Here is a 21,556-nt window from a genome sequence, read left to right as displayed (position 1 = left end):
CCTTACAGTCGCAGGTCGGATTCGGAAGGCGAGAGCACGTACTTCAGGTCGTACAGGATGTGCTGCGGCTTGCCGAGCTTGCGGATGCCTTCCGCGCCCATCGCCTTGAATTGATGGTGCGCCACGCCCAGGATCACGGCGTCGTACTTGCCTTCCTCGGGCTTGGCCACCGGGGTCAGGCCATATTCGTGCATGGCCTCCTCGGGATCGACCCACGGGTCGTACACATCGACGTCGACGTTGTAGTCGCCCAGCTCCTTCACGATGTCCACGATGCGCGTGTTGCGCAGGTCGGGGCAGTTTTCCTTGAACGCCAGGCCCATGACCAGCACGCGGGCGCCCTGCACGTGGATGCGGCGCTTGGTCATGGCCTTGACCAGCTGCGACACCACGTAGCTGCCCATCGAGTCGTTCAGGCGGCGGCCCGCCAGGATGATCTCGGGGTGGTAGCCGATGGATTGCGCCTTGTGGGTCAGGTAGTACGGATCCACGCCGATGCAGTGGCCGCCCACCAGGCCCGGACGGAACGGCAGGAAGTTCCACTTGGTGCCGGCTGCCTGCAACACGGCTTCGGTGTCGATGCCCATCTTGTTGAAGATCAGGGCCAGTTCATTGATCAGCGCGATGTTCACGTCGCGCTGCGTGTTCTCGATCACCTTGGCGGCTTCGGCCACGCGGATGCTGGACGCCTTGTGCGTGCCTGCGGTGATGATCTGCTTGTACAGCTGGTCAACCAGCTCGGCCACTTCAGGCGTGGAGCCGGACGTGACCTTCTTGATCGTGCTGACGCGGTGATCCTTGTCGCCCGGGTTGATGCGCTCGGGGCTGTAGCCGGCGTAGAAGTCCACGTTGAACTTCAGGCCCGACACGCGCTCCAGCACCGGCACGCAGTCTTCTTCCGTGGCGCCAGGATAAACGGTGGATTCGTAGATGACGATGTCGCCACGCTTGAGCACGGCGCCGATGGTTTCGCTGGCCTTGACCAGCGGAGTCAGGTCCGGCTGCTTGTACTCGTCGATGGGGGTCGGCACCGTCACGATGAACACGTTGGCCTGGCCCAGCACGGCGCGATCGGCCGTGTAGCTCAGCTGGGTTGCTTCCTTCAGCTCTTCGTCGCTGACTTCCAGCGTGTGGTCGTGGCCGGCCTTGAGCGCGTCGATGCGGCGCGTATTGATATCAAAGCCGATGACCGAACGCTTCTTGCCGAACTCCACCGCCAGGGGCAGGCCGACATAGCCCAGGCCGACAACAGCGAGTTTCACATCCTGAATTCGCAACATAACTCTCCCTTCACCGTAGAACGATTACGGCATTTCAAAATATGGTCGGGTAATTAAAAGAAGATTACCGAGCCCCCGGCGGCAATCGCCGGGGCGCCCTAAACTAATCGGAAGTCCGCAAAACGGAAGGCAGCAGCAGCCAACCCGGCCGGCGCCAGGACACGAGCCGCGAATACAGCCAGATATAGACGGCGGCGAACACCGCCAGGCTGGCGCACAACGCCCAGGCGTTGTCCCACCAGATAGTGGCGGGCACCAGGCCGATCAGGGCCAGCACCCACATGTAAGGCGAGGCCAGCGCGTTGCACAGCGCCGGCACCGCATGCCGCCGGCCCCGGCTGAACGTAACCCGGACCAAGCGACGGAACACCAGCTGGTGCAAGTGCAGGGCATCCGGCTGATCCACCGGCACGCCGCGCTTGAAGCGCCGGCGCCAGATCGAAAACCCGGTTTCGAAGACGGGGTAGAACAGCACCGCCAGGGCGTAGAACGGCGATACCGACGGATTGCGCACCACCAGCAGCACGGCCAGCTCGGCCAGCATGAAGCCGAGGAAGTACGCGCCGCCATCGCCCAGGAACACGCGCCCGAACGGAAAGTTCCAGACCAGGAAACCCAGCGTGGCCGAGGCCAGGGCTGCCGCCACCAGGAAAATCGGCACGTCGCCCACTTGCAGCGCCACCAGGCTGATCGATACCGCCATCAACGTGGCCACCATGCCGGCCAGGCCGTTCATGCCATCAACGATATTCAGCGCATGCGTACAGCCACCCACCGCGAACATGGTGAACAGCAGCGACACGGGCCAGAAAGACAGCACGTAATCCACAGGCGCCATGCCGACGCGGCTGACGCCGCCCAGCAGCCACCAGGCGATCGCCGCCGACAGAAACGCTGCCAGCAGGCGCTTGCTGGCGCCGATGTCCTTGGTGATGTCTTCGAGCAGGCCGGCCACGAATACGGGCAGCGCCGCGACAAACAGCGCGGGCCACAGCCAGGTCAGCGTCATGTTGCTGGGTCCGAGGACCAAGAGTCCCGCCAGCGTGCCCGCCAGCACGGCCAGCCCGCCGACGCGAGGCGTGGCGCGGGAATGGTTGGCTTGGGGCTTGTTGAGGTCGCTGTCGCCGGTGAAGGCGCCATGCCAACGCTCCGACGCCACGATGAGTCCCCCCACCATGAATGCGACCACGCAAATGTACAGCCAGGTCACCGAGTCACCTCTGGTTGGTCTATCGAGACAGGCCCGCCATTATCGGAGGCAGGTGTAACGCCCATATATGGGAGGGATAAGGAAGTGCAATTCACCGGCACAGAACGTAACGCCTTGCGCGATACCGCCATTCCATGGCTGGGACGGCCATCTGGCGAGGCCGGCACGGCAAAACCGCGCGGGCGCGGAAATAGGGGTTTCATGAAACGATTGTAGAACTTTCCGCCCGTGCGCACGCGAAATATCCAAGGGAAAACGCGAAGAACGCCCTATGGCGCAAGGGCCGCGAAAGGCCGCCGATTGCGCCCCACCGGGCTTAAATGGGGACACATTTAAAATATCGAAAAAAAAGCCCGAGATCGTGAGATCTCGGGCTAAATCCACCAAAGGAGGAGGGTGGAGGAGACAACCGTGGCATGTTGGGAGCTGGCCTTCCGCTCGCTACGCTTTCGGGGTTTTGCACCGCGCCGACTGCGTTTCAACATCCGATGACTGAATAGTACCGAGGTTTTTTGTGCGATGCAAGAATTTTTTTAGCCTGCCGCACAAGAGATTTTTTGCGTTGCGTTTTTGCCGCAAACCGCCGCCTCCCACCCTGGAGACCCGCGTCAATCAACGACTGTTTCAAAAACCGGGTTTTTGCCGAATGGGTAAACCCGACCGGGGCTTACCCTAGCCCTTACCGGGTAATCCCGCTCTGGATTTCGCACCAAAAGGGTGCGCTCAGCACCAATCTGCAGCTATTTTTGCGCATTGCAACATTTCGCTTGCCAGGCGTTTCAGACCCAGTAGGCCGTGCTCGTCATGACCTTGGACATGGCTCGCATCGCCGCTTTCACGGGCGCCGGCAAAGGCACGCCGCCCGCCGCTTCCGCGCTGGCGCGATGCTGCGCCTCGTCCTCTTTCATCTTCTGGACGATCTGGCGCGAGCGCTCGTCCTGCACCGGCAAGGTGCGCAGATGTTCTTCCAGATGCGCTTCGACCTGCTTCTCGGTTTCCGCCATGAAACCCAGGTTGCGCGGCACGCCGGCGTAGCTGGCCAGCACGCCAAGCGCAAACGAGCCCGCATACCAGACCGGATTCAGCAGGCTGGGGCGGCTGCCCAGTTCGGTCAGCCGCTGATTGCACCAGGCCAGGTGATCCACTTCCTCGGAGGCCGCATTCAGCAACAGTGCCCGGGGTGCGGGTTCGCGGCATACCGATGCCTGCCCCCGGTATAGGGCCTGGGCGCAGACCTCGCCCACGTGATTCACGCGCATCAACCCAGCCGCGTGGCGCTTTTCCTGGGCCGAGAGGGCTTGGGGCGCCTCTTCGGCCGTGGCCGGATAGGGGCGGCCGGCCGTGGCGCTGCCGGACAGCACCCGCAGCGCGCGATCGGCCTCGGCCAACAGGGCATCGATGGGGCTGATGCGGCGCAGAAAGGAAACAGGGCTGGGGCGGGACAGAGCGGTGGACATGGGGCAACTCCTCGGGCAAGGCTGGCGCGCACACCCCTGATGCGGGGCGGGGCTCTCATGCCCGGAATTGTACGCAACAGGTATCATCAGCCATTGACAGCGCTCAAGCTCAAGGACACGACAACATGGAATGCACGATCGACTGGGGCGGCCCGAACGGCATGCTCTTTACCGCCAGCACCGGCAGCGGACACGTGGCCGTCATGGACGGCGCCGTGGACGGCGGCGGACACAACCTCGCCCCCCGGCCCATGGAAATGCTGCTGGCCGGCACCGGCGGCTGCACCGCCTACGACGTCGTGCTGATCCTGAAGCGCGGACGCCACGCCGTCAGCGGCTGCAGCGTCAAGCTCCAGGCCGACCGCGCCGATGCCGACCCCAAGGTCTTCACCCGCATCCATTTCGCCTTCACCGTTACCGGCCGCAACCTGCCGCGCGCCGCTGTCGAGCGCGCGGTGCAGTTGTCGCACGAGAAATACTGCTCGGCCTCTGCCATGTTGGAAAAGACCGCGGCACTCACCTTCTCGGTCGAGATCGTCGATACGCAGGAAACGCCCGCGGCCGCCTGAAACGCGCCCGCGTGGTGTAATCCGTCTATCCGTAACTTATAAGAGCCGCCGCGATCCGTTCGCGGCGGCTGTCTGCGTCACCCGCCGGGCGAGCGTGCGCAAGGACCGCCATGAAACAATACCTGGACCTCGTTCAATCCATCCTGGACACCGGCGCGTGGCAGGAAAACCGCACGGGCATACGTACCCTGAGCATGCCGGGCGCATCTTTGCGCTTCGACCTTCAGAAGGGCTTTCCCGCGGTGACCACGAAGAAGCTCGCGTTCAAATCCGCCATCGGCGAAATGGTGGGTTTCCTGCGCGCCTCGCGCAACGCGGCGGAATTCCGCGAGCTTGGCTGCAAGGTCTGGGACCAGAACGCCAACGAGAACAGCCAATGGCTGGCCAACCCGTACCGCGAAGGACCCGATGACCTGGGCCCGGTCTACGGCGTGCAATGGCGCCAGTGGCCGGCCTACAAGATGCTGGACGCCAGCCGCTCGGCGCAGATCGCCGACGCCCTGTCGCGCGGCTACGCCCAGGTGGGCGAGCTTGAGGAAGGCGGCGTGCCGAAGGTGCTGCTCTACAAGGCGGTGGACCAGTTGCGGCAATGCCTGGACACCATCCATGAGCGCCCCGGCGACCGCCGCATCCTGTTCCATGGCTGGAACTGGGCGCAGATCGAGGAAATGGCGCTGCCGCCCTGCCACCTGCTCTATCAATTCCTGCCGAACGCGACGACCCGCGAAATATCGCTCTGCCTGTACATCCGCTCCAACGATGTCGGCCTGGGCACGCCGTTCAACCTCACCGAAGGCGCGGCCCTGCTGCATCTGGTCGGCCGGCTGACCGGCTACACGCCGCGCTGGTTCACGTATTTCATCGGCGACGCGCACATCTACGAAAACCACCTGCCGATGCTGCGCGAGCAGCTCACGCGCGAACCCTACGAGGCGCCCAGGCTGGTGCTGTCGGACCGCATTCCGGATTTCGCCGCCACCGGGCGCTACGAGCCCGAATGGCTGGAAAAGGTGGAGCCGAGCGACTTCTCGCTGTCGGGCTACACCCATCACGCCCCCCTCACCGCCGCCATGGCGGTATAGACCGCCGCGGCCTGGGCTCCCACGGCCGCAGGTGAAGATTGGTGAGCATCTGAAAGCGCGTTTTCGGTATAACCCATCCCTTAGCCATGGACGCGCGTCCAGAAATGCGTGCGCGCCATTGCTTCCAACCGGCACCTGCCGCGCCGTGCCAGCCGCTCGCCGCGAAACCGGGCAATCCGCCCGGCAGCGCCGTCCGCCGGCGTTGCTCAGCCGCCCCCCTTCCCCAAGAGAGAGCACGAGCGTCACCAGCGTCGACCGCGGAATTCTGTCTTGCGACCGACATGCAACCATAGACTACCAATTGATTTGATATGAAGCCCGCGCGGCGGCAGCATGCGCCAAGGACAGGACCCCACAAATGCTCGTCGGAACTTATAACCCTTCGCTCGTCCTCGTATCCCTAGGAGTCGCCATCCTGGCGTCGTACACGGCGTTGGGCATGGCTAACCGCGTCAGGGCCTCGAACGGGTTGCCCAGCGCGCGCTACTGGCTGGCGGGCGGCGCTTTCGCGATGGGCGTGGGCATCTGGTCCATGCATTTCGTCGGCATGCTGGCCTTCAGCCTGCCCATCGCCATGGGCTACGACTTGCCCCTGACCGTCTTGTCGCTGGTCATCGCCATCGGCTGCTCCGCCTTCGCCCTGTGGACCGTAAGCAAGGACGAGCTGCCGCGGCGGCGGCTGTTGATCGGCGCCCTGCTCATGGGCGCCGGCATCGCGGCGATGCACTACCTCGGCATGGCTGCCATGCTCATGGAACCCGGCATCGTCTACGACCCCAAGTGGTTCGCGCTATCCATCGTGATTGCCGTGGCCGCGTCCGGCGCGGCGCTATGGATCACCTACCGCCTGCGCCATGGCGGGCCCCGCGTGGCCTGGTCGCGGCCGCTGGCAGCGGTGATCATGGGCATCGCCATCGTCGGCATGCACTACACCGGCATGGCCGCCGCCGGGTTCCCCGCCGGCAGCATCTGCATGGCGGCCAACAGCGGCATCTCTGCGGGCTGGCTGGCCATCGCCGTCACCGCGGTGACCCTGAGCGTGCTGGCCATCGCCCTGCTGGTCGCGGTGCTGGACAACCGGCTGGAGGCCCGCACCTCGGCGCTGGCATCCTCGCTGGCCGAAGCCAATGAGGAACTGGTGCAGCTGGCGCTGCACGACACCCTGACCAAACTTCCCAACCGCATCCTGCTGGAAGACCGGCTGGAGCAGGCGATCGAAAGCGCCACCCGGCGCAAGGGTTACTTCGCCGTGCTGTTCTTCGATCTGGACGGTTTCAAGGCGGTCAACGACGCCTACGGACACCACACCGGCGACGCCCTGCTGATCGACCTCGCACAGCGCATCCGCCAAACCCTGCGCACCCAGGACACCGTGGCGCGCCTGGGCGGGGACGAGTTCATCGTCTTGAGCGAAGTGGTCGAACCCACCGATGCCGCCAACGTGGCCGACCGCCTGATCGACGCCATCGCCCGACCGGTCACGGTCTACGGGCATGAGGTGATGGTGACCTCCAGCGTGGGCATCGCCATCTACCCCAACGACGGCCAGGACACCCACGCCCTGCTGACCAACGCCGACGCGGCGATGTACCACGCCAAACGCCTGGGCGGCACCGGCTACAGCTTCTTCGAGCCGTCCATGAACGCGGACGCGCACGAACAGATCGAACTGCTGCACGACCTGCGCCTGGCGCAGGAGCGCAACCAGCTCGTCCTGCATTACCAACCCAAGTACGAAGCGCCGGCCGGCCCCATCATTGGCGCCGAGGCCCTGCTGCGCTGGAACCATCCGACGCGCGGCCTGGTCGGGCCGGACCAGTTCATCCCCACGGCGGAAAAGACCGGCCTGATCCTGTCCATCGGCGAATGGGTGATCAACGAGGCCTGCCGCCAGATGCGGGAATGGATCAACGCCGGCCAGGGCCACTGGACTGTTGCGGTCAACATTTCGGCCCTGCAATTCGCCCACGCCAGCCTGGTGGAAACGGTACGCTCGGCCCTCGAACGCCATGGCGTGCCGCCCGCCTGCCTGACCCTGGAAGTGACCGAATCCACCGCCATGCGCGACGCCGAGGCCAGCCTGGCGGTGCTCAAGCGCCTGTCCAGCCTGGGCGTGACGATTTCGATCGACGACTTCGGCACCGGCTATTCCAGCCTGCTTTATCTCAAGCGGCTGCCGGCCACCGAACTGAAGATCGACCGCGGTTTCGTCAATCAGCTGGAAAACGACAACGAGGATGCCGCCATCGTGTCGGCCATCGTCGCGCTGGGCCAGCAGCTCAACCTGCGCATCGTCGCCGAGGGCGTGGAAACGCCTGCGCAGCAGAAGTTCCTGACCGGCCTGGGCTGCGATTCGCTGCAGGGCTTCCTGCTGGGCAAACCCATGCCGGCCACCGAATTCCTGGAACACGCGGTCGACTGAGCGGCCGGCGCGGCGCAGCCCGCCGCGCAAATTTGCTACGCTTGCCGTAGCCAACCGGCCGAACCCCTACCGTCCCGACCCCGCATGCCCGCCAGCCTTACCCTCATCGTCGCCTATTCCACCAATCGCGCCATCGGACGCGACAATGCCCTGCCCTGGAAACTGCCGGGCGATCTGGCGCATTTCAAGCGCAGCACCCTGGGCCACCCCATCATCATGGGCCGCAAGACCTGGGACTCGCTGGGACGGCCGCTGCCCGGCCGCAGCAACATCGTGATCAGCCGCAACCCCGATTTCAGCGCCGAAGGCGCCATCGTGGTGCCGTCGCTTGCAGCGGCAATCCAGGCCTGCGGCGACATCGACGCGGCCTATGTGATCGGCGGCGCGCAAATCTACGCGCAGGCCCTGCCGCTGGCCCGGCGCGTGCTGGCCACCGAAGTCCGCGCCGAGGTCGAAGGCGACGCCTTCTTCCCCCTGCTGCCCGCCTTCCAATGGAAGGAAACGGCGCGCGAAGCGCAGCCGGCCGAAAATGGCTACGAATACGATTTCGTGACCTACGAGCGGCAATGACTCAAGCTGCCGCCCCGGCATTGCGCATGAAGCGCCAGAGGGCGGGCGCCGCCGAATAGGCCACGTTGAAGCGCACCCAGGGCGTATCGGCCTCGTCCGCCTCGAAGTAGGATCCTGGCGCCAGCCAGATGCCATCCTTCAAGGCCAGTTCCGCCAGGCCATTGGCGCCGCGCTCGCGCCACTGGCCGGCCACCTTGGCCCACAGGAACAGGCCGCCTTGCGGCCTTCCATAGATCTCGAAACCATGCTGCGCCATCAGCTCGGCCACGCCGGCATGGGCCTCTGCCAGGCGCTCGCGGGTGCGGGCGATGTGGGCACGGTAGCGGCCTTCGCGGATGACCTGGTGCACGATGCGCTCCATGATCTCCGGCGAGGTCAGGCCCACCGCCATCTTGGTGCGCGCGATGTCGCGCGCCAGATCGCGGTGCGCCACCACATAGCCCACCCGCACCGACGGACTGATGACCTTGGAGTACCCGCCCAGGTAGACCACGCGCCGCGCCCCGTCCAGGGCGGCCAGCATGGGCGTCACGCCGGGCGCAAGTTCGCGCGAGATGTCGTCTTCCACCACCCACAACCCGTGCCGCTCGGCCGCCTGCAGGATGCGGAAGGCGTTGGCCATGCTGATACTGGCGCCCGAGGGATTCTGCAAGGCGGTATTGACGACCAGGGCGCGCGGCCGATGGCGGGCCACCACCGCTTCCAGCGCCTCGCAGTCCAGCCCGTCCGGCGTGCGGGGCACGGGCACCGCGCGCAGGCCTGCCAGGCGCAGCATCTGCAGCAGGTTGGCATAGGCGGGCTGCTCCACCACCACGGTGTCGCCCGGCCGCAGCAAGGTTCGTATCACCATGTCCAGCCCGTGCGTCACGCCCTGGGTCAGCACGACCTGCGAGGCCTCGACCTCCATGCCCTGCGCGCTCAGGCTGGCCGCGATGGTCTCGCGCAGCGGCGCATAGCCGTAGGGATGCCCGTAGTTCGCGATACGCATGGCCGGCACCCGCCCCATGTGGCGCAGGGCCATGTGCAGCCCTTCTTCGTTCAGCCATTCGCCCGGCAACCAGCCGCAACCCGATTTGATGGGGATGGAATGGTCCGCGAAGATATCCGACAGCAGCCAGCCGGCGTTCAGGCGCGGCGGCTCCCAGGACGGCGGCTGGCTTGGGCGCGCGGGAGCGTCCGGCGTCGCGACCCGATAGCCCGCGCCCGGCCGCGCCGCCAGCCAGCCCAGCGATACCAGCCGGCTGTACGCGCTGGCCACCGTGAAGGTGCTGACCTCGTACAGGCGCGCGAACTCGCGCACCGAGGGTAGGGACATACCCGGACGCAGGGTCTGTTCTTCGATGGCGCGCAGGATGGCGGCGACCAGTTGCTCGACCAGGGTCGGCGCCTGTCCGCGGCCGCGGGCGCGGTTGGGCTGAAAATCGATCACGGCATTAGCTGTACAGTTGTGTCGCTGATAACTATACAGTTAGCCGCATTTGCGCGGATCGTATATTTTCATTCCCCTGCGGACGCACCAGAATCATTTCAATCCCGCTGGCTGCACAACCGTCGCCCAAGTCCAGCGCTTGTCCGTCCCCTGGAGCCGCCATGAACGCCCCCGACAAACTGCCCGACCTGTCCCACCTCTGGATGCCCTTCACTGCCAACAAGCAGTTCAAGGCCCATCCGCGCATGCTGGCGACCGCCAAGGGCATGTACTACACCTCGACCGACGGCCGCCAGATCCTGGACGGCACCGCCGGCCTGTGGTGCGTCAACGCCGGCCACGGCCGCGAGGAAATCGTCGCCGCGATCTCCCGCCAGGCGGGCGTGATGGACTACGCGCCGGGCTTCCAGCTGGGCCACCCGCTGGCCTTTGAAGCCGCGACCGCCGTCGCCAGCATGATGCCCCAGGGCCTGGACCGGGTTTTCTTCACGAACTCCGGTTCCGAATCCGTCGACACCTGCCTGAAGATCGCCCTGGCCTATCACCGGGCCCGCGGCGAAGGCCAGCGCACCCGCCTGATCGGCCGCGAGCGCGGCTACCACGGCGTGGGCTTCGGCGGCATCTCGGTCGGCGGCATCTCGACCAACCGCAAGACCTTCTCCGGCGCGCTGCTGCCCGCCGTGGACCATCTGCCGCACACCCACAACATCGAGCAGAACGCCTATTCCAAGGGCCAGCCGGCCTGGGGCGCGCACCTGGCCGACGAACTGGAGCGCATCGTCGCCCTGCACGATCCGTCCACCATCGCCGCGGTCATCGTCGAACCCATGGCGGGCTCGACCGGCGTGCTGATCCCGCCCAAGGGCTATCTGGAAAAGCTGCGCGAAATCACCTCCAAGCACGGCATCCTGCTGATTTTCGACGAAGTCATTACCGCCTACGGCCGCCTGGGCGCCGCCACGGCATCCGAGTTCTTCGGCGTCACGCCGGACATCATCGCCATGGCCAAGGGCGTGAGCAACGCCGCCGTGCCGGCCGGCGCGGTCGCGGTCAAGCGCGAGGTGCATGACGCCATCGTCAACGGCCCCGCCGGCGGCATCGAGTTCTTCCACGGCTACACCTATTCGGCGCACCCGCTGGCGGCCGCCGCCATCCTGGCCACCCTGGACATCTACCGCCGCGAAGACCTGTTCGGCCGCGCCCGCAAGCTGTCCGGCGCCTTCCAGGAAGCCGCCCACGGCCTGAAGGGCGCGCCGCACGTCATCGACGTGCGCAACCTGGGCCTGGTCTGCGGCATCGAGCTGGCGCCACGCGCGGGCGCTCCCGGCGCGCGCGCCGCCGAAGTGTTCCAGAAGTGCTTCGACAGCGGGCTGATGGTGCGCTATACCGGCGACATCATCGCGATCTCGCCCCCGCTCATCATTGAAGAAGCTCAGATCGGCCAGATCTTCGAACAGATCGGCCGCATCCTGAAGGAAGTCGCCTGATCATCGACCGCCCCGCGAGGGGCGGTTTTTCGCCTGGGCGGCCGCTGGCCGCCCTCCGGCATTTTTCAACGCCCCAGATTCGAGCGTTCCCATGAAGAAGATCCCGCATTTCATCAACGGCCAGCACTACGACGGCCGCAGCAACCGCTACGCGGACGGCTTCAACCCCGCCACCGGCGAAATCACCTCCTCCATTCCGCTGGCATCGAATGAAGAAGTGGCGCTGGCCGTGGCCGCCGCCCGCGCTGCCTTTCCGGCCTGGTCCGAAACGCCTGCGCTCAAGCGCGCGCGCATCCTGTTCAACTTCAAGGCGCTGCTGGACAAGCATCAGGACGAACTGGCCGAACTGATCACGCGCGAACACGGCAAGGTCTTCTCCGACGCCAAGGGCGAGGTCACGCGCGGCATCGAAATCGTCGAATTCGCCTGCGGCATTCCGCAGCTGATGAAAGGCCAGTACTCCGACCAGATCGGCGGCGGCATCGACAACTGGAGCATGCGCCAGGCCCTGGGCGTGGTGGCCGGCATCACGCCGTTCAACTTCCCCATGATGGTGCCGTGCTGGATGTTCCCGGTGGCCATCGCCTGCGGCAACACCTTCGTGCTCAAGCCTTCCGAGCGCGACCCTTCGGCCTCGCTGCGCCTGGCCGAACTGCTGGCCGAAGCCGGCCTGCCCGAAGGCGTGTTCAACGTCGTGCACGGCGACAAGCAGGCGGTCGACGCGCTGATCGCGCACCCGGACGTCGAGGCCCTCTCCTTCGTCGGGTCGACGCCGATCGCCGAATACATCTATGCCGAAGGCACCCGCCGCGGCAAGCGCGTGCAGGCGCTGGGTGGCGCCAAGAACCACATGGTGGTCATGCCCGACGCCGACCTGGACCAGGTCACCGACGCGCTGATGGGCGCGGCCTACGGCTCGGCCGGCGAACGCTGCATGGCCATCTCGGTGGCCGTGGCGGTGGGCGACGTCGCCGACCAGGTGGTTGAACGCCTGACGCCACGCGTCAAGGCGCTGGTGGTCAAGGACGGCATGCAGGGCGACGCCGAAATGGGACCGCTCGTCACCTCGCAGCATCGCGGCAAGGTCGTGGGCTACATCGAGGACGGCATCGCCGCGGGCGCCACGCTGGTGGTCGACGGCCGCGGCCTGAAAGTGCCCGGCAACGAAAAAGGCTTCTTCCTGGGCGGCACGCTGTTCGACAACGTCAAGCCCGCCATGAACATCTACCGCGAGGAAATCTTCGGGCCTGTGCTGTGCGTGGTGCGCGTGCCCGACTTCGCCTCGGCGGTGGAACTGATCAACGCCCATGAGTTCGGCAACGGCGTGGCCTGCTTCACGTCCGACGGCGGCGTGGCGCGCGCCTTCGCGCGCCAGATCAAGGTCGGCATGGTCGGCATCAACGTGCCGATCCCGGTGCCCATGGCCTGGCACTCCTTCGGCGGCTGGAAGCGCTCGCTGTTCGGCGACCACCACGCCTACGGCGAAGAAGGCATCCGCTTCTATTCGCGCTACAAGAGCGTGATGCAGCGCTGGCCCGACAGCATCGCCAAGGGCGCGGAATTCACGATGCCTGTGGCTAAGTGAGGGTCCCCCCCCGAAGCGCTGCGCGCTTCCCCCCCAGGGGGGCGTCGCTGCGGACCGGCAGAGCCGGATCCGCGCGACCCTGCTTGGGGAAGGCCTTGCCTGATTGTGGCGTTGTGCCTGTTTTCGTCGTGCCTGTTTTCGTTGTGTCTGTTTTCGTTGTGCCTGTTTTATGTGTGGCTGGTGGTGCGGACGCGCCACTTTAGAACTGACTCGGGCGCGGCGTAGCCGCGTCTTCCTCATATCAAAACAACAAGGGGAATCCTGATGCGCATCGGGATAGGCGGCTTTCAGCATGAAACCAATACGTTCGCGCCTTCGCGCGCGGCGTGGGAGGATTTTGCCGAGAAGGGCGGCGGCTGGCCCAAGCTGGTCAGCGGGCCCGCGATGTTCCAGGCGGTGGCGGGCGCCAACATACCGGTGGCGGGCTTTATTGAAGCCATGGGAAGACATACCTTGCTGCCCACTACCTGGGCGGCGGCCAGCCCCTCGGGGCCGGTCACCAAGGATGCGTTCGAACGCATCAGCGCAATGATCCTGCAGGGCCTGTCGCTGGCGCTGCCGCTGGACGGCGTCTATCTGGATTTGCATGGCGCCATGGTCACGGAACACCTGGATGACGGCGAAGGCGAACTGCTGCGTCGCGTGCGCGAGCTGGTGGGGCCGGACGTGCCCGTCGTGGCCAGCCTGGACCTGCACGCCAACGTCACCCGCGCCATGGTGCGCCACGCCGACGCGCTGGTCTGCTACCGCACCTATCCCCATATCGACATGGCCGAAACCGGGCAACGCGCAGCCGAACTGCTGGCCGCGCGGCTGGCGGGCGCGCCGCGGCCCTGCGTGGCCCTGCGTGCGCTGCCCTATCTGATTTCGCTGTGCTGGCAATCCACCGATATCGAGCCCTCGCGCAGCCTGTACCAGATGGTGGGCGACATCGAAACGCGCGGCGCGCTCAGCCTGTCGTTCGCCACGGGTTTTCCCGCGGCCGACTTCCCCGAGTGCGCCCCCACGGTGTGGGCCTACGGCGCAACGCAAGCTGAAGCCGACGCCGCCGCCGACGAAATGGCGCGCGCCGTGCTCAACGCGGAACGCGACTTCGGCGGCAGGCTCTACACGCCCGACGAAGCCGTGCAGGAAGCCATGCGCCTGGCGCGCGACGCGCATAAGCCCGTGGTCATCGCCGACGCGCAGGACAACCCCGGCGCGGGCGGCAGCTCGGACACCACCGGCGTCTTGCGCGCCCTGATCCGGCACGATGCGCGCGATACCGCCATCGGCCTGATCGTCGACCCCGCGGCCGCGCTGGCGGCCCATCGCGCGGGCGCCGGAAACAAGGTACGCATTGCATTGGGTGGACACTCGGGTATTCCCGACGATGAACCGCTGGACAGTGAGTTCCTCGTCGAAAAAACGTCGGATGGACGCTTCGATACGCACGGCGCCTTCTATCGCGGCTTCCATATGGACCTGGGCCCCAGCGCCTGTCTGCGCATAGGCGGCGTGCGCATCATCGTCGCGTCGAACAAGGTGCAGATGGCCGACCAGGAGATGTTCCGCTTCGCCGGCGTGGAACCGCAGCGCGCCGCGATCCTGGTGGTCAAGAGCTCCGCCCACTTCCGCGCGGATTTCACCGGCATTGCGCACAAGATCCTGGTGTGCGCGGCCCCGGGCTCCATGCTGATGGATGCGGCAAAACAACCATGGACACGGCTGCGTCCCGGCATCAGAATGGCGCCTTGCGGACCTGTCTTTTCGGGCAGCTCCGCTACCGCCTGAAGCTCGCACGCCGCCACCGCGCGGCGGACCAACGACGCAGCGGCGCAATGGCGCCGCTCACTACGCATCAAGGGGAACATTCATGCTGAAGTACGTCCGAGCGGCCGCGCTGGCCGGCGCCACCATGATGATGGCTCACGGCGCCTACGCCGAGACCGTCATCAAGTCGGTGATGCACTCGCCTCTGCGCCTGACCGACCCGCATGCCACCACCGCGTACATCACGACGTGGCACGGCTACATGATTTACGACACCCTGCTGGCCACCGATGCCGACAACAAGATCCAGCCGCAGATGCTGGAAAAGTGGGAAGTCTCGCCCGACGGCAAGACCTACACCATGACCTTGCGCGACGGCCAGAAGTGGCATGACGGCAAGCCGGTGACGTCGGAGGACTGCGTCGCCTCGATCAAGCGCTGGGCCGCCGGCGACGGCATGGGCCGCACGCTGCTGAAGTTCACCGACAAGATCGAAGTCATCGACGACAAGAACTTCCGCATCGTCATGAAGGAACCCACGGACCTGGCGCTGCGCGCCCTGTCCAAGCCCACCGGCACCGCGCCGTTCATGATGCCCAAGCGCATCGCCGAACAGGCCATCGGCCAGCCCATCACCGACATGACCGGCTCGGGTCCGTTCAAGATCGTCGAATTCAAGCCGGGCGTGAAGACCATCTACGCCAAGAACGCCGACTACGTGCCGCGCAAGGAGCCCGCGAGCGGCCTGGCCGGCGGCAAGGTCGTCAACGTCGACAAGGTCGAGTGGGACGTCATGCCGGATGCGCTGACCACCGCCAACGCGCTGCTGGGCGGCGAGATCGACTTCGTCGAGCAGTTCCCCTATGACCTGCTGCCGATGATCGAAGGCAACAAGGACCTGAAGGAAGAGTCACTCAGCCCGGTCGGCTACTTCACGATGTACCGCTTCAACTTCAAGTACCCGCCCTTCAACAATAAGAAGGTGCGCCAGGCCGCGATGTACGCCATCGGCCAGGAAGACGTGATGAAGGCGCTGGTCGGCAATCCCAAGTACTGGAAGACCTGCGCCTCGCTGTGGGGCTGCGGCACGCCGCTGGAAAGCGACATCGGCAAGGACATGGTGGTGCCGTCCAACATCGAGAAAGCCAAGGCGCTGCTGAAGGAAGCGGGCTACGACAATACGCCCATCCTGGTCATGCACGCGACCGACGTCGGCACCCTGTCGGCCCAGCCGGTGGTGATGGCCCAGGCGCTGCGCAAGGCCGGCTTCAACGTCAACCTGGCCGCGATGGACTGGCAGAGCGTCGCAACGCGCCGCGCCTCGAAGGCTGCGCCCGTGGAAGGCGGCTGGAACATCCACAACACCAACTGGTACGCCACGGACGTGATGGATCCGGTCCGTTCCGCCCCGGCCGCGGCCAACGGCGACAACGCCTGGTTCGGCTGGCCCGACTTCCCGCAGATCGAAGAGTTGCGCACCAAAATGGCGCTGACCTCCGACCCCGCGGAGCAAAAGAAGATCGCCGAGGAAGTGCAGCGCATCGGCATCGATGAAGGCCTGTACGTGCCGCTGGGCCAGATGTCCGTGCCCACCGTCTACTCGACCAAGCTCTCGGGCCTGGTGCACGCGCCGGTGTTCGCGTTCTGGAACGTCAAGAAAGCCCCTTGATGGGCAAGTAGTTCAGGGGGAAATACATGCTGGCATTTGTCTCACGCCGGCTCCTCGCGACCATCCCCGTTCTGGTGATGGTCGCGGTGGTGGTCTTCGCGATATTGCGTTTCAGCCCGGGAGATCCGGCCATCATCATGGCGGGCGATGGCGCCACGCCCGAGCGCATCGTCCAGATACGCCAGACGATGGGCCTGGACCAGCCGGTCATCAAGCAGTTCTTCATCTGGGGCGGCAAGCTCCTGCAAGGCGACCTGGGCACCTCGCTCATGTCGGGCGTGCCGGTCACCAAGCTGATCGGCCAGCGCCTGGAACCGTCGCTCAGCCTGGCGGTGCTGACCCTGGTCTTCACCCTGCTCGTCGCCATTCCGCTGGGCGTGCTGGCCGCATGGCGGCAAGGCAAGCTGCTGGACCGCGCCGTGATGGGCTTCTCGGTGCTGGGGTTCTCGGTGCCGGTCTTCGTCACGGGCTACCTGCTGATCTGGCTCTTCGCCATCAAGCTGGGCTGGTTCAACGTGCAGGGCTACGCGCCGCTGGCCAAAGGCTTCTGGCCTTATCTGCACCGCCTCATCCTGCCGTCGCTGGCCCTGTCCACCGTGTACGTGGCGCTGATTGCGCGCATCACGCGCACCAGCGTCATCGAGGTCATGGGCGAGGACTTCATCCGCACGGCGCGCTCCAAGGGCCTGGGCGAAACCGGCGTGCTGCTGGGCCACGCCCTGCGCAACGCCGCCGTGCCCATCGCCACGGTGGTGGGCCTGGGTATCGCGCTGCTGATCAGCGGCGTGGTCGTGACCGAATCGGTGTTCAACATCCCCGGCCTGGGCCGGCTGGTGGTGGAAGCCGTGCTGGCGCGCGATTATCCCGTGATCCAGGGCCTGACGCTCTTCTTCGCGTTCGTCTACGTGTTCATCAATCTTGTTGTCGATTGCGCCTACACGGTGTTCGACCCTCGGATCAGGTACTAACACCATGCAAACGCCAACCGACGCCGCGCAAGCGGCCGATCTCCCCGGAGGCGGCACGCCCCAGGCCACCGCCTGGCGCCAGATCCGCCAGGGGCTCAAAAGCTGGCCCGTGATGCTGGCGCTGATCGTGCTGGTGGCCGTCGTCGCCATCGCGCTGTTCGCGCCGCTGCTGGGCACGGTCGATCCCACTTCCATCAACCCTGGCGCGCGCCTCAAACCACCCTTCTCCGACTACCTGCTGGGCACCGACGCCTTCGGCCGCGACGTCTGGTCGCGCGTGGCCTATGGCGCCCGCATCTCGCTGATCGCGGGCCTGGGCGCGGCGGTCGTCAGTGTCGCCATCGGGCTGGTCATCGGCGTGATCGCCGGCTGGTTCCGCTCGCTGGACGGGCTGATCATGCGCACCATGGACGCCATCATGGCGATTCCCGGCATCCTGCTGGCGATCGCCCTGGTGTCGGTCACCGGCGCCAGCATCACCACCGTGCTGGTCGCCATCACCATCCCGGAAATCCCGCGCGTGGTACGGCTGGTGCGCGGCCAGATCCTGACCGTGCGCGGCGAACCCTACGTCGAAGCCGCTCTGGCCCTGGGCACGCCGCTGCCGCTGCTGCTGTGGCGTCACATGGTGCCCAGCACCATCGCGCCGCTGACGGTGCAGGGTACGTATGTGTTCGCGTCCGCCATGCTCACCGAAGCCATCCTGAGTTTCCTGGGCGCGGGCATCCCGCCCGAGATCGCCTCCTGGGGCAACATCATGTCCGAAGGGCGCATGTACTTCCGCATGCTGCCCGGCCTGATCCTGTTCCCCGGCCTGTTCCTGTCGCTGACCGTGCTCAGCGTGAACATCCTGGGCGACGCCCTGCGCGACGCGCTGGACCCGAAAATGGTGCGCAGGATCTGATGCCGATGACCTATTCCCCCACTCCCCCCGCGGGCGATACCTCGACCGCGATCCTGGCCATCCGCAACCTCTCGGTGGAAGTTGCCGGCGCGGGCAACCGCGTCGTGCGCAACCTGAGCCTGGACGTGCACGCCGGCGAAACGGTATGCGTGGTCGGCGAGTCCGGCTCGGGCAAGTCCGTCACCTCGCTGGCCGTCATGGGCCTGCTGCCTCCCGGCGTGCTGGGCGTCAGCGCCGGCTCCATCCGCGTGGAAGGCGAAGACGTGGTCAGCGCCACGCAGCGCCGCCTGCGCGAGATGCGCGCCACCCGCATGGCCATGGTGTTCCAGGAGCCCATGACCGCGCTGAACCCCGTGCATACCGTGGGCAAGCAGGTCGACGAAGTGCTGCGCCTGCACCGCAAGCAGATGTCGGCAGCGGAACGCCGCGCCAAGGTGCTGGACATGTTCCAGTCGGTGCACCTGCCCGACGTCGAACGCATCTTCGAGGCCTATCCGCACCAGTTGTCAGGCGGCCAGCGCCAGCGCATCGTCATCGCCATGGCGCTGATCCTGGAGCCCAAGCTGCTGATCGCGGACGAGCCGACCACGGCGCTGGACGTCACCACGCAGAAGCAGATCCTGGCGCTCATCAAGGAACTGCAGGTCAAGCATCAGACCGCGGTGCTGTTCATCACGCACGACTTCGGCGTGGTGGCCGAGATCTCCGACCGCATCGTGGTGATGAACCGCGGCGACCTGATCGAAAGCGGCACGCGCAACGAGATCCTGGCCGAGCCCAAGCAGTCCTATACGCGTCGCCTGGTGTCGTCCGTGCCCAGCCTGGTGCCGTCGCGCCGCGAGGCGCCCTCCGGTATGCCGGTGCTGCACGTCAAGGGCCTGGGCCGCACCTACGGCACCAAGAGCTCGCTGTTCTCGCGCCAGGCGGCGCGCAACGTGATCGCGGCCGCCGACGTCAACCTGACGCTGCGCAAGGGCGAGATCCTGGGCATCGTGGGCGAGTCCGGCTCCGGCAAGTCGACCGTGGCGCGCTGCATCGTGCGCCTGATCGAACCCACCGCGGGCCACATGATGATGGGCGGCGAAGACCTCAGCACCCTGTCCGGCTCGGCGCTGCGCCCGGTGCGCCGCCGCATCCAGATCGTGTTCCAGGATCCGTACCGCTCGCTGAATCCGCGCCGCACCGTCGGCGAATCCATCATCGAGGGCCTCTTGAACTTCGGCGTGGCCCGCGAGCAGGCATTGAAGCGCGCCGGCGAAACGCTGAGCGTCGTGGGCCTGAGCCCGGACGCGATGAACCGCTACCCGCACCAGTTCTCCGGCGGCCAGCGCCAGCGCATCTGCATCGCGCGCGCCCTGGTCATGGACCCCGAGGTCCTGGTGGCCGACGAAGCCGTGTCCGCCCTGGACGTGTCGGTGCAGGCGCAGGTGCTGGAACTGCTGGAGCAGGTGCGCCAGCGCACCGGCGTGGGCGTGCTGTTCATCACCCACGACCTGCGCGTGGCCGCGCAGATCTGCGACACCATCATGGTCATGCAGCGGGGCAAGGTCGTCGAGACCGGCTCCGCCGAAACCGTGCTGACCGAACCGCGCCACGAATACACCCGGGCCCTGATCGACGCCGCCCCCGGACGCGACTGGGACTTCCGCAACTTCCGGCCGGTCGCCGCCGGCCCGGGCCACGCCGCCGCGCCCTGAGACGCGCGCAGCCTGTACACACACTGGAACCGAAATGCCACAACCGCATGAACTGTCCGCCGTGGAGCTGCTCCAGGCCTACCGCGACAAGACGCTCTCGCCCGTCGAGGTCACCCGCTCGGTGCTGGACCATATCGCCCGCTGGGAACCGCAGCTCAAGGCCACCTACGCGCTGGATGCGGACGGCGCGCTGGCGCAGGCCCGCGCCTCCGAGGCCCGCTGGATGAAGGGCGAACCGCTGGCGACCGGCGGGCACACGCTGGACGGCGTACCCGCCACCATCAAGGAAAACATCGCCACGCGCGGCGTGCCGGTGCCGCTGGGCACGGCAGCGACGGAATTGAAGCCTGCCGCCGCCGATGCGCCGCCGGCCGCGCGCATGCGCGAGGCCGGCGCGGTGCTGCTGGGCAAGACCACCATGCCCGACTTCGGCATGCTGTCCTCGGGACTGTCCAGCTTCCATGAGCTGACCCGCAACCCCTGGGACCTGTCCAAGAACCCCGGCGGCTCCAGCGCCGGCGCGGGCGCCGCGGCGGCGGCCGGCTACGGCCCGCTGCACATCGGCACCGACATCGGCGGCTCCGTGCGCCTGCCCGCGGCCTGGTGCGGCATCGCCACGCTCAAGCCCAGCCTGGGCCGCATTCCCATCGATCCGCCGTTCATGGGCCGCTGCGCCGGCCCCATGACGCGCACGGTCGCCGACTCGGCGCTCATGATGGGCGTGCTGTCGCAGCCCGACGCGCGCGACCACATGAGCCTGCCCTACCAGGATTTCGACTGGCTGGACCTGGAACGCGACCTGCGCGGCGTGCGCATCGGCCTGCTGATGGACGCGGGCTGCGGCCTGCCCCTGGATCCCGAAATCCGCGCCGCCATCGAGGCCGCTGCCCGCGCCTTCGAGGCCGCCGGCGCCATCGTGACGCCGATGCAGCCCTGGATGACGCCCGCCATGCTGGAAGGCGTGGACCGCTTCTGGCGCACCCGCTCGGCCATCGACCTGGCGGCCCTGCCGCAAGAGCGTCGCGACAAGATCCTGCCCTTCATCCGCACCTGGGCGGAAAGTGGCGGCGGCCAGTCCGGCGAAGACGTGTTCCGCAGCTACTACGAGACCATGAACGTGCGCGCCAAGACGGTCGCGGCCTGCGCGCCCTACGATTACGTGCTCTCGCCCGTGGCCCCGGTGGTCGCCTACAACGCCGAATGGCCGTCTCCGACCAACGAAGTCGCGACCACCATGCACCACATCGGCTTCACGCTGCCCTACAACATGAGCGAGCAGCCGGCGGCGTCCGTCAATTGCGGCTACACCAAGGCGGGCCTGCCCATCGGCCTGCAGATCGCCGGCGCGCGCTTCGACGACCTGGGCGTGCTGCGCATCGCGCGCGCCTGGGAAACCATGCGGCCCGAGCAACACCCCTGGCCCCAGCCTCCCCGCGCGGCCTGAACGATCCTCAACAGCAAACCCACAGGAATTC

At 66.5% G+C, this 21,556-nt stretch carries 16 protein-coding genes; 12 read left to right on the top strand and 4 right to left on the bottom strand.

Annotated elements, in window-relative coordinates; translation table 11 throughout:
* Positions 1–2: 2 nt before the first annotated feature.
* From tviB to coq7, 3 genes are all read right to left on the bottom strand, one after another.
* A complete protein-coding gene (tviB, locus tag BRO63_RS26190; RefSeq protein WP_088142592.1) occupies positions 3–1,280 on the bottom strand; it encodes a Vi polysaccharide biosynthesis UDP-N-acetylglucosamine C-6 dehydrogenase TviB in 1,278 nt (425 codons plus the stop codon).
* A 103-nt stretch (positions 1,281–1,383) separates the two neighbouring features.
* Positions 1,384–2,490: an MraY family glycosyltransferase gene (locus BRO63_RS26185; RefSeq protein WP_088142591.1), complete on the bottom strand. Its 1,107-nt coding sequence runs from the start codon at positions 2,488–2,490 to the stop codon at positions 1,384–1,386.
* 779 nt (positions 2,491–3,269) lie between these two features.
* Positions 3,270–3,947: a 2-polyprenyl-3-methyl-6-methoxy-1,4-benzoquinone monooxygenase gene (gene coq7 / locus BRO63_RS26180; RefSeq protein ID WP_088142590.1), complete on the bottom strand. Its 678-nt coding sequence runs from the start codon at positions 3,945–3,947 to the stop codon at positions 3,270–3,272.
* Positions 3,948–4,072: 125 nt separating this feature from the next.
* On the opposite strand from coq7, the gene BRO63_RS26175 reads away from it, so the two are divergent.
* From BRO63_RS26175 to BRO63_RS26160, 4 genes are all read left to right on the top strand, one after another.
* On the top strand, positions 4,073–4,516 hold the full coding sequence (locus BRO63_RS26175) for an OsmC family protein (RefSeq protein ID WP_088142589.1): 444 nt from the start codon (positions 4,073–4,075) through the stop codon (positions 4,514–4,516).
* A gap of 110 nt (positions 4,517–4,626) precedes the next feature.
* A complete protein-coding gene (locus BRO63_RS26170; RefSeq protein WP_088142588.1) occupies positions 4,627–5,598 on the top strand; it encodes a thymidylate synthase in 972 nt (323 codons plus the stop codon).
* Between the two features lie 358 nt (positions 5,599–5,956).
* On the top strand, positions 5,957–8,020 hold the full coding sequence (locus BRO63_RS26165) for a putative bifunctional diguanylate cyclase/phosphodiesterase (RefSeq protein ID WP_088142587.1): 2,064 nt from the start codon (positions 5,957–5,959) through the stop codon (positions 8,018–8,020).
* A gap of 84 nt (positions 8,021–8,104) precedes the next feature.
* A complete protein-coding gene (locus BRO63_RS26160; protein ID WP_088142586.1) occupies positions 8,105–8,590 on the top strand; it encodes a dihydrofolate reductase in 486 nt (161 codons plus the stop codon).
* Between the two features lies 1 nt (position 8,591).
* Here the strand turns inward: BRO63_RS26160 and BRO63_RS26155 are convergent, their stop codons facing one another.
* Complete coding sequence (locus BRO63_RS26155) at positions 8,592–10,019, bottom strand: aminotransferase-like domain-containing protein (protein ID WP_088142585.1); 1,428 nt, start codon at positions 10,017–10,019, stop codon at positions 8,592–8,594.
* Between the two features lie 161 nt (positions 10,020–10,180).
* Here BRO63_RS26155 and BRO63_RS26150 point away from each other — a divergent pair, with 161 nt between their 5' ends.
* The 8 genes from BRO63_RS26150 to BRO63_RS26115 all read left to right on the top strand — a co-directional run bounded on the left by BRO63_RS26150 (position 10,181) and on the right by BRO63_RS26115 (position 21,525).
* Positions 10,181–11,506 (top strand): aspartate aminotransferase family protein, encoded by a 1,326-nt coding sequence (locus BRO63_RS26150; RefSeq protein WP_179215219.1) that lies wholly within the window; start codon positions 10,181–10,183, stop codon positions 11,504–11,506.
* A 91-nt stretch (positions 11,507–11,597) separates the two neighbouring features.
* Entirely contained in the window at positions 11,598–13,091 is a 1,494-nt protein-coding gene (locus BRO63_RS26145) for a CoA-acylating methylmalonate-semialdehyde dehydrogenase (protein WP_088142584.1), read from the top strand.
* 264 nt (positions 13,092–13,355) lie between these two features.
* Positions 13,356–14,864 carry a M81 family metallopeptidase gene (locus tag BRO63_RS26140; RefSeq protein WP_088142583.1) on the top strand — a complete coding sequence of 503 codons (1,509 nt, stop codon included), beginning with the start codon at positions 13,356–13,358 and terminating at the stop codon, positions 14,862–14,864.
* Positions 14,865–14,946: 82 nt separating this feature from the next.
* On the top strand, positions 14,947–16,512 hold the full coding sequence (locus BRO63_RS26135; protein ID WP_088142582.1) for an ABC transporter substrate-binding protein: 1,566 nt from the start codon (positions 14,947–14,949) through the stop codon (positions 16,510–16,512).
* 26 nt (positions 16,513–16,538) lie between these two features.
* On the top strand, positions 16,539–17,480 hold the full coding sequence (locus BRO63_RS26130) for an ABC transporter permease (protein ID WP_054451986.1): 942 nt from the start codon (positions 16,539–16,541) through the stop codon (positions 17,478–17,480).
* Positions 17,481–17,484: 4 nt separating this feature from the next.
* Positions 17,485–18,384, top strand: coding sequence for an ABC transporter permease (locus tag BRO63_RS26125; protein ID WP_088142581.1), 900 nt, complete (start codon positions 17,485–17,487; stop codon positions 18,382–18,384).
* Positions 18,385–18,389: 5 nt separating this feature from the next.
* Entirely contained in the window at positions 18,390–20,081 is a 1,692-nt protein-coding gene (locus tag BRO63_RS26120) for an ABC transporter ATP-binding protein (RefSeq protein WP_088142580.1), read from the top strand.
* A gap of 34 nt (positions 20,082–20,115) precedes the next feature.
* Entirely contained in the window at positions 20,116–21,525 is a 1,410-nt protein-coding gene (locus BRO63_RS26115) for an amidase (protein ID WP_088142579.1), read from the top strand.
* The last annotated feature ends 31 nt before the right edge of the window (positions 21,526–21,556 follow it).

Origin of the sequence: Achromobacter xylosoxidans (genome assembly GCF_002192695.1) — a bacterium.
GTDB classification, from domain to species: Bacteria; Pseudomonadota; Gammaproteobacteria; order Burkholderiales; family Burkholderiaceae_B; genus Achromobacter; species Achromobacter xylosoxidans_C.
The sequence above is the reverse complement of the archived record's forward strand: the minus strand, read 5'-3'. Positions and strand labels throughout refer to the sequence as shown.

Coding starts and splice junctions, on each gene's coding strand:
- tviB (WP_088142592.1), bottom strand. CDS start 1,280: ATGTTGCGAATTCAGGATGTGAAACTCGCTGTTGTCGGCCTGGGCTAT.
- coq7 (WP_088142590.1), bottom strand. CDS start 3,947: ATGTCCACCGCTCTGTCCCGCCCCAGCCCTGTTTCCTTTCTGCGCCGC.
- BRO63_RS26175 (WP_088142589.1), top strand. CDS start 4,073: ATGGAATGCACGATCGACTGGGGCGGCCCGAACGGCATGCTCTTTACC.
- BRO63_RS26170 (WP_088142588.1), top strand. CDS start 4,627: ATGAAACAATACCTGGACCTCGTTCAATCCATCCTGGACACCGGCGCG.
- BRO63_RS26165 (WP_088142587.1), top strand. CDS start 5,957: ATGCTCGTCGGAACTTATAACCCTTCGCTCGTCCTCGTATCCCTAGGA.
- BRO63_RS26160 (WP_088142586.1), top strand. CDS start 8,105: ATGCCCGCCAGCCTTACCCTCATCGTCGCCTATTCCACCAATCGCGCC.
- BRO63_RS26150 (WP_179215219.1), top strand. CDS start 10,181: ATGAACGCCCCCGACAAACTGCCCGACCTGTCCCACCTCTGGATGCCC.
- BRO63_RS26145 (WP_088142584.1), top strand. CDS start 11,598: ATGAAGAAGATCCCGCATTTCATCAACGGCCAGCACTACGACGGCCGC.
- BRO63_RS26140 (WP_088142583.1), top strand. CDS start 13,356: ATGCGCATCGGGATAGGCGGCTTTCAGCATGAAACCAATACGTTCGCG.
- BRO63_RS26135 (WP_088142582.1), top strand. CDS start 14,947: ATGCTGAAGTACGTCCGAGCGGCCGCGCTGGCCGGCGCCACCATGATG.
- BRO63_RS26130 (WP_054451986.1), top strand. CDS start 16,539: ATGCTGGCATTTGTCTCACGCCGGCTCCTCGCGACCATCCCCGTTCTG.
- BRO63_RS26125 (WP_088142581.1), top strand. CDS start 17,485: ATGCAAACGCCAACCGACGCCGCGCAAGCGGCCGATCTCCCCGGAGGC.
- BRO63_RS26120 (WP_088142580.1), top strand. CDS start 18,390: ATGACCTATTCCCCCACTCCCCCCGCGGGCGATACCTCGACCGCGATC.
- BRO63_RS26115 (WP_088142579.1), top strand. CDS start 20,116: ATGCCACAACCGCATGAACTGTCCGCCGTGGAGCTGCTCCAGGCCTAC.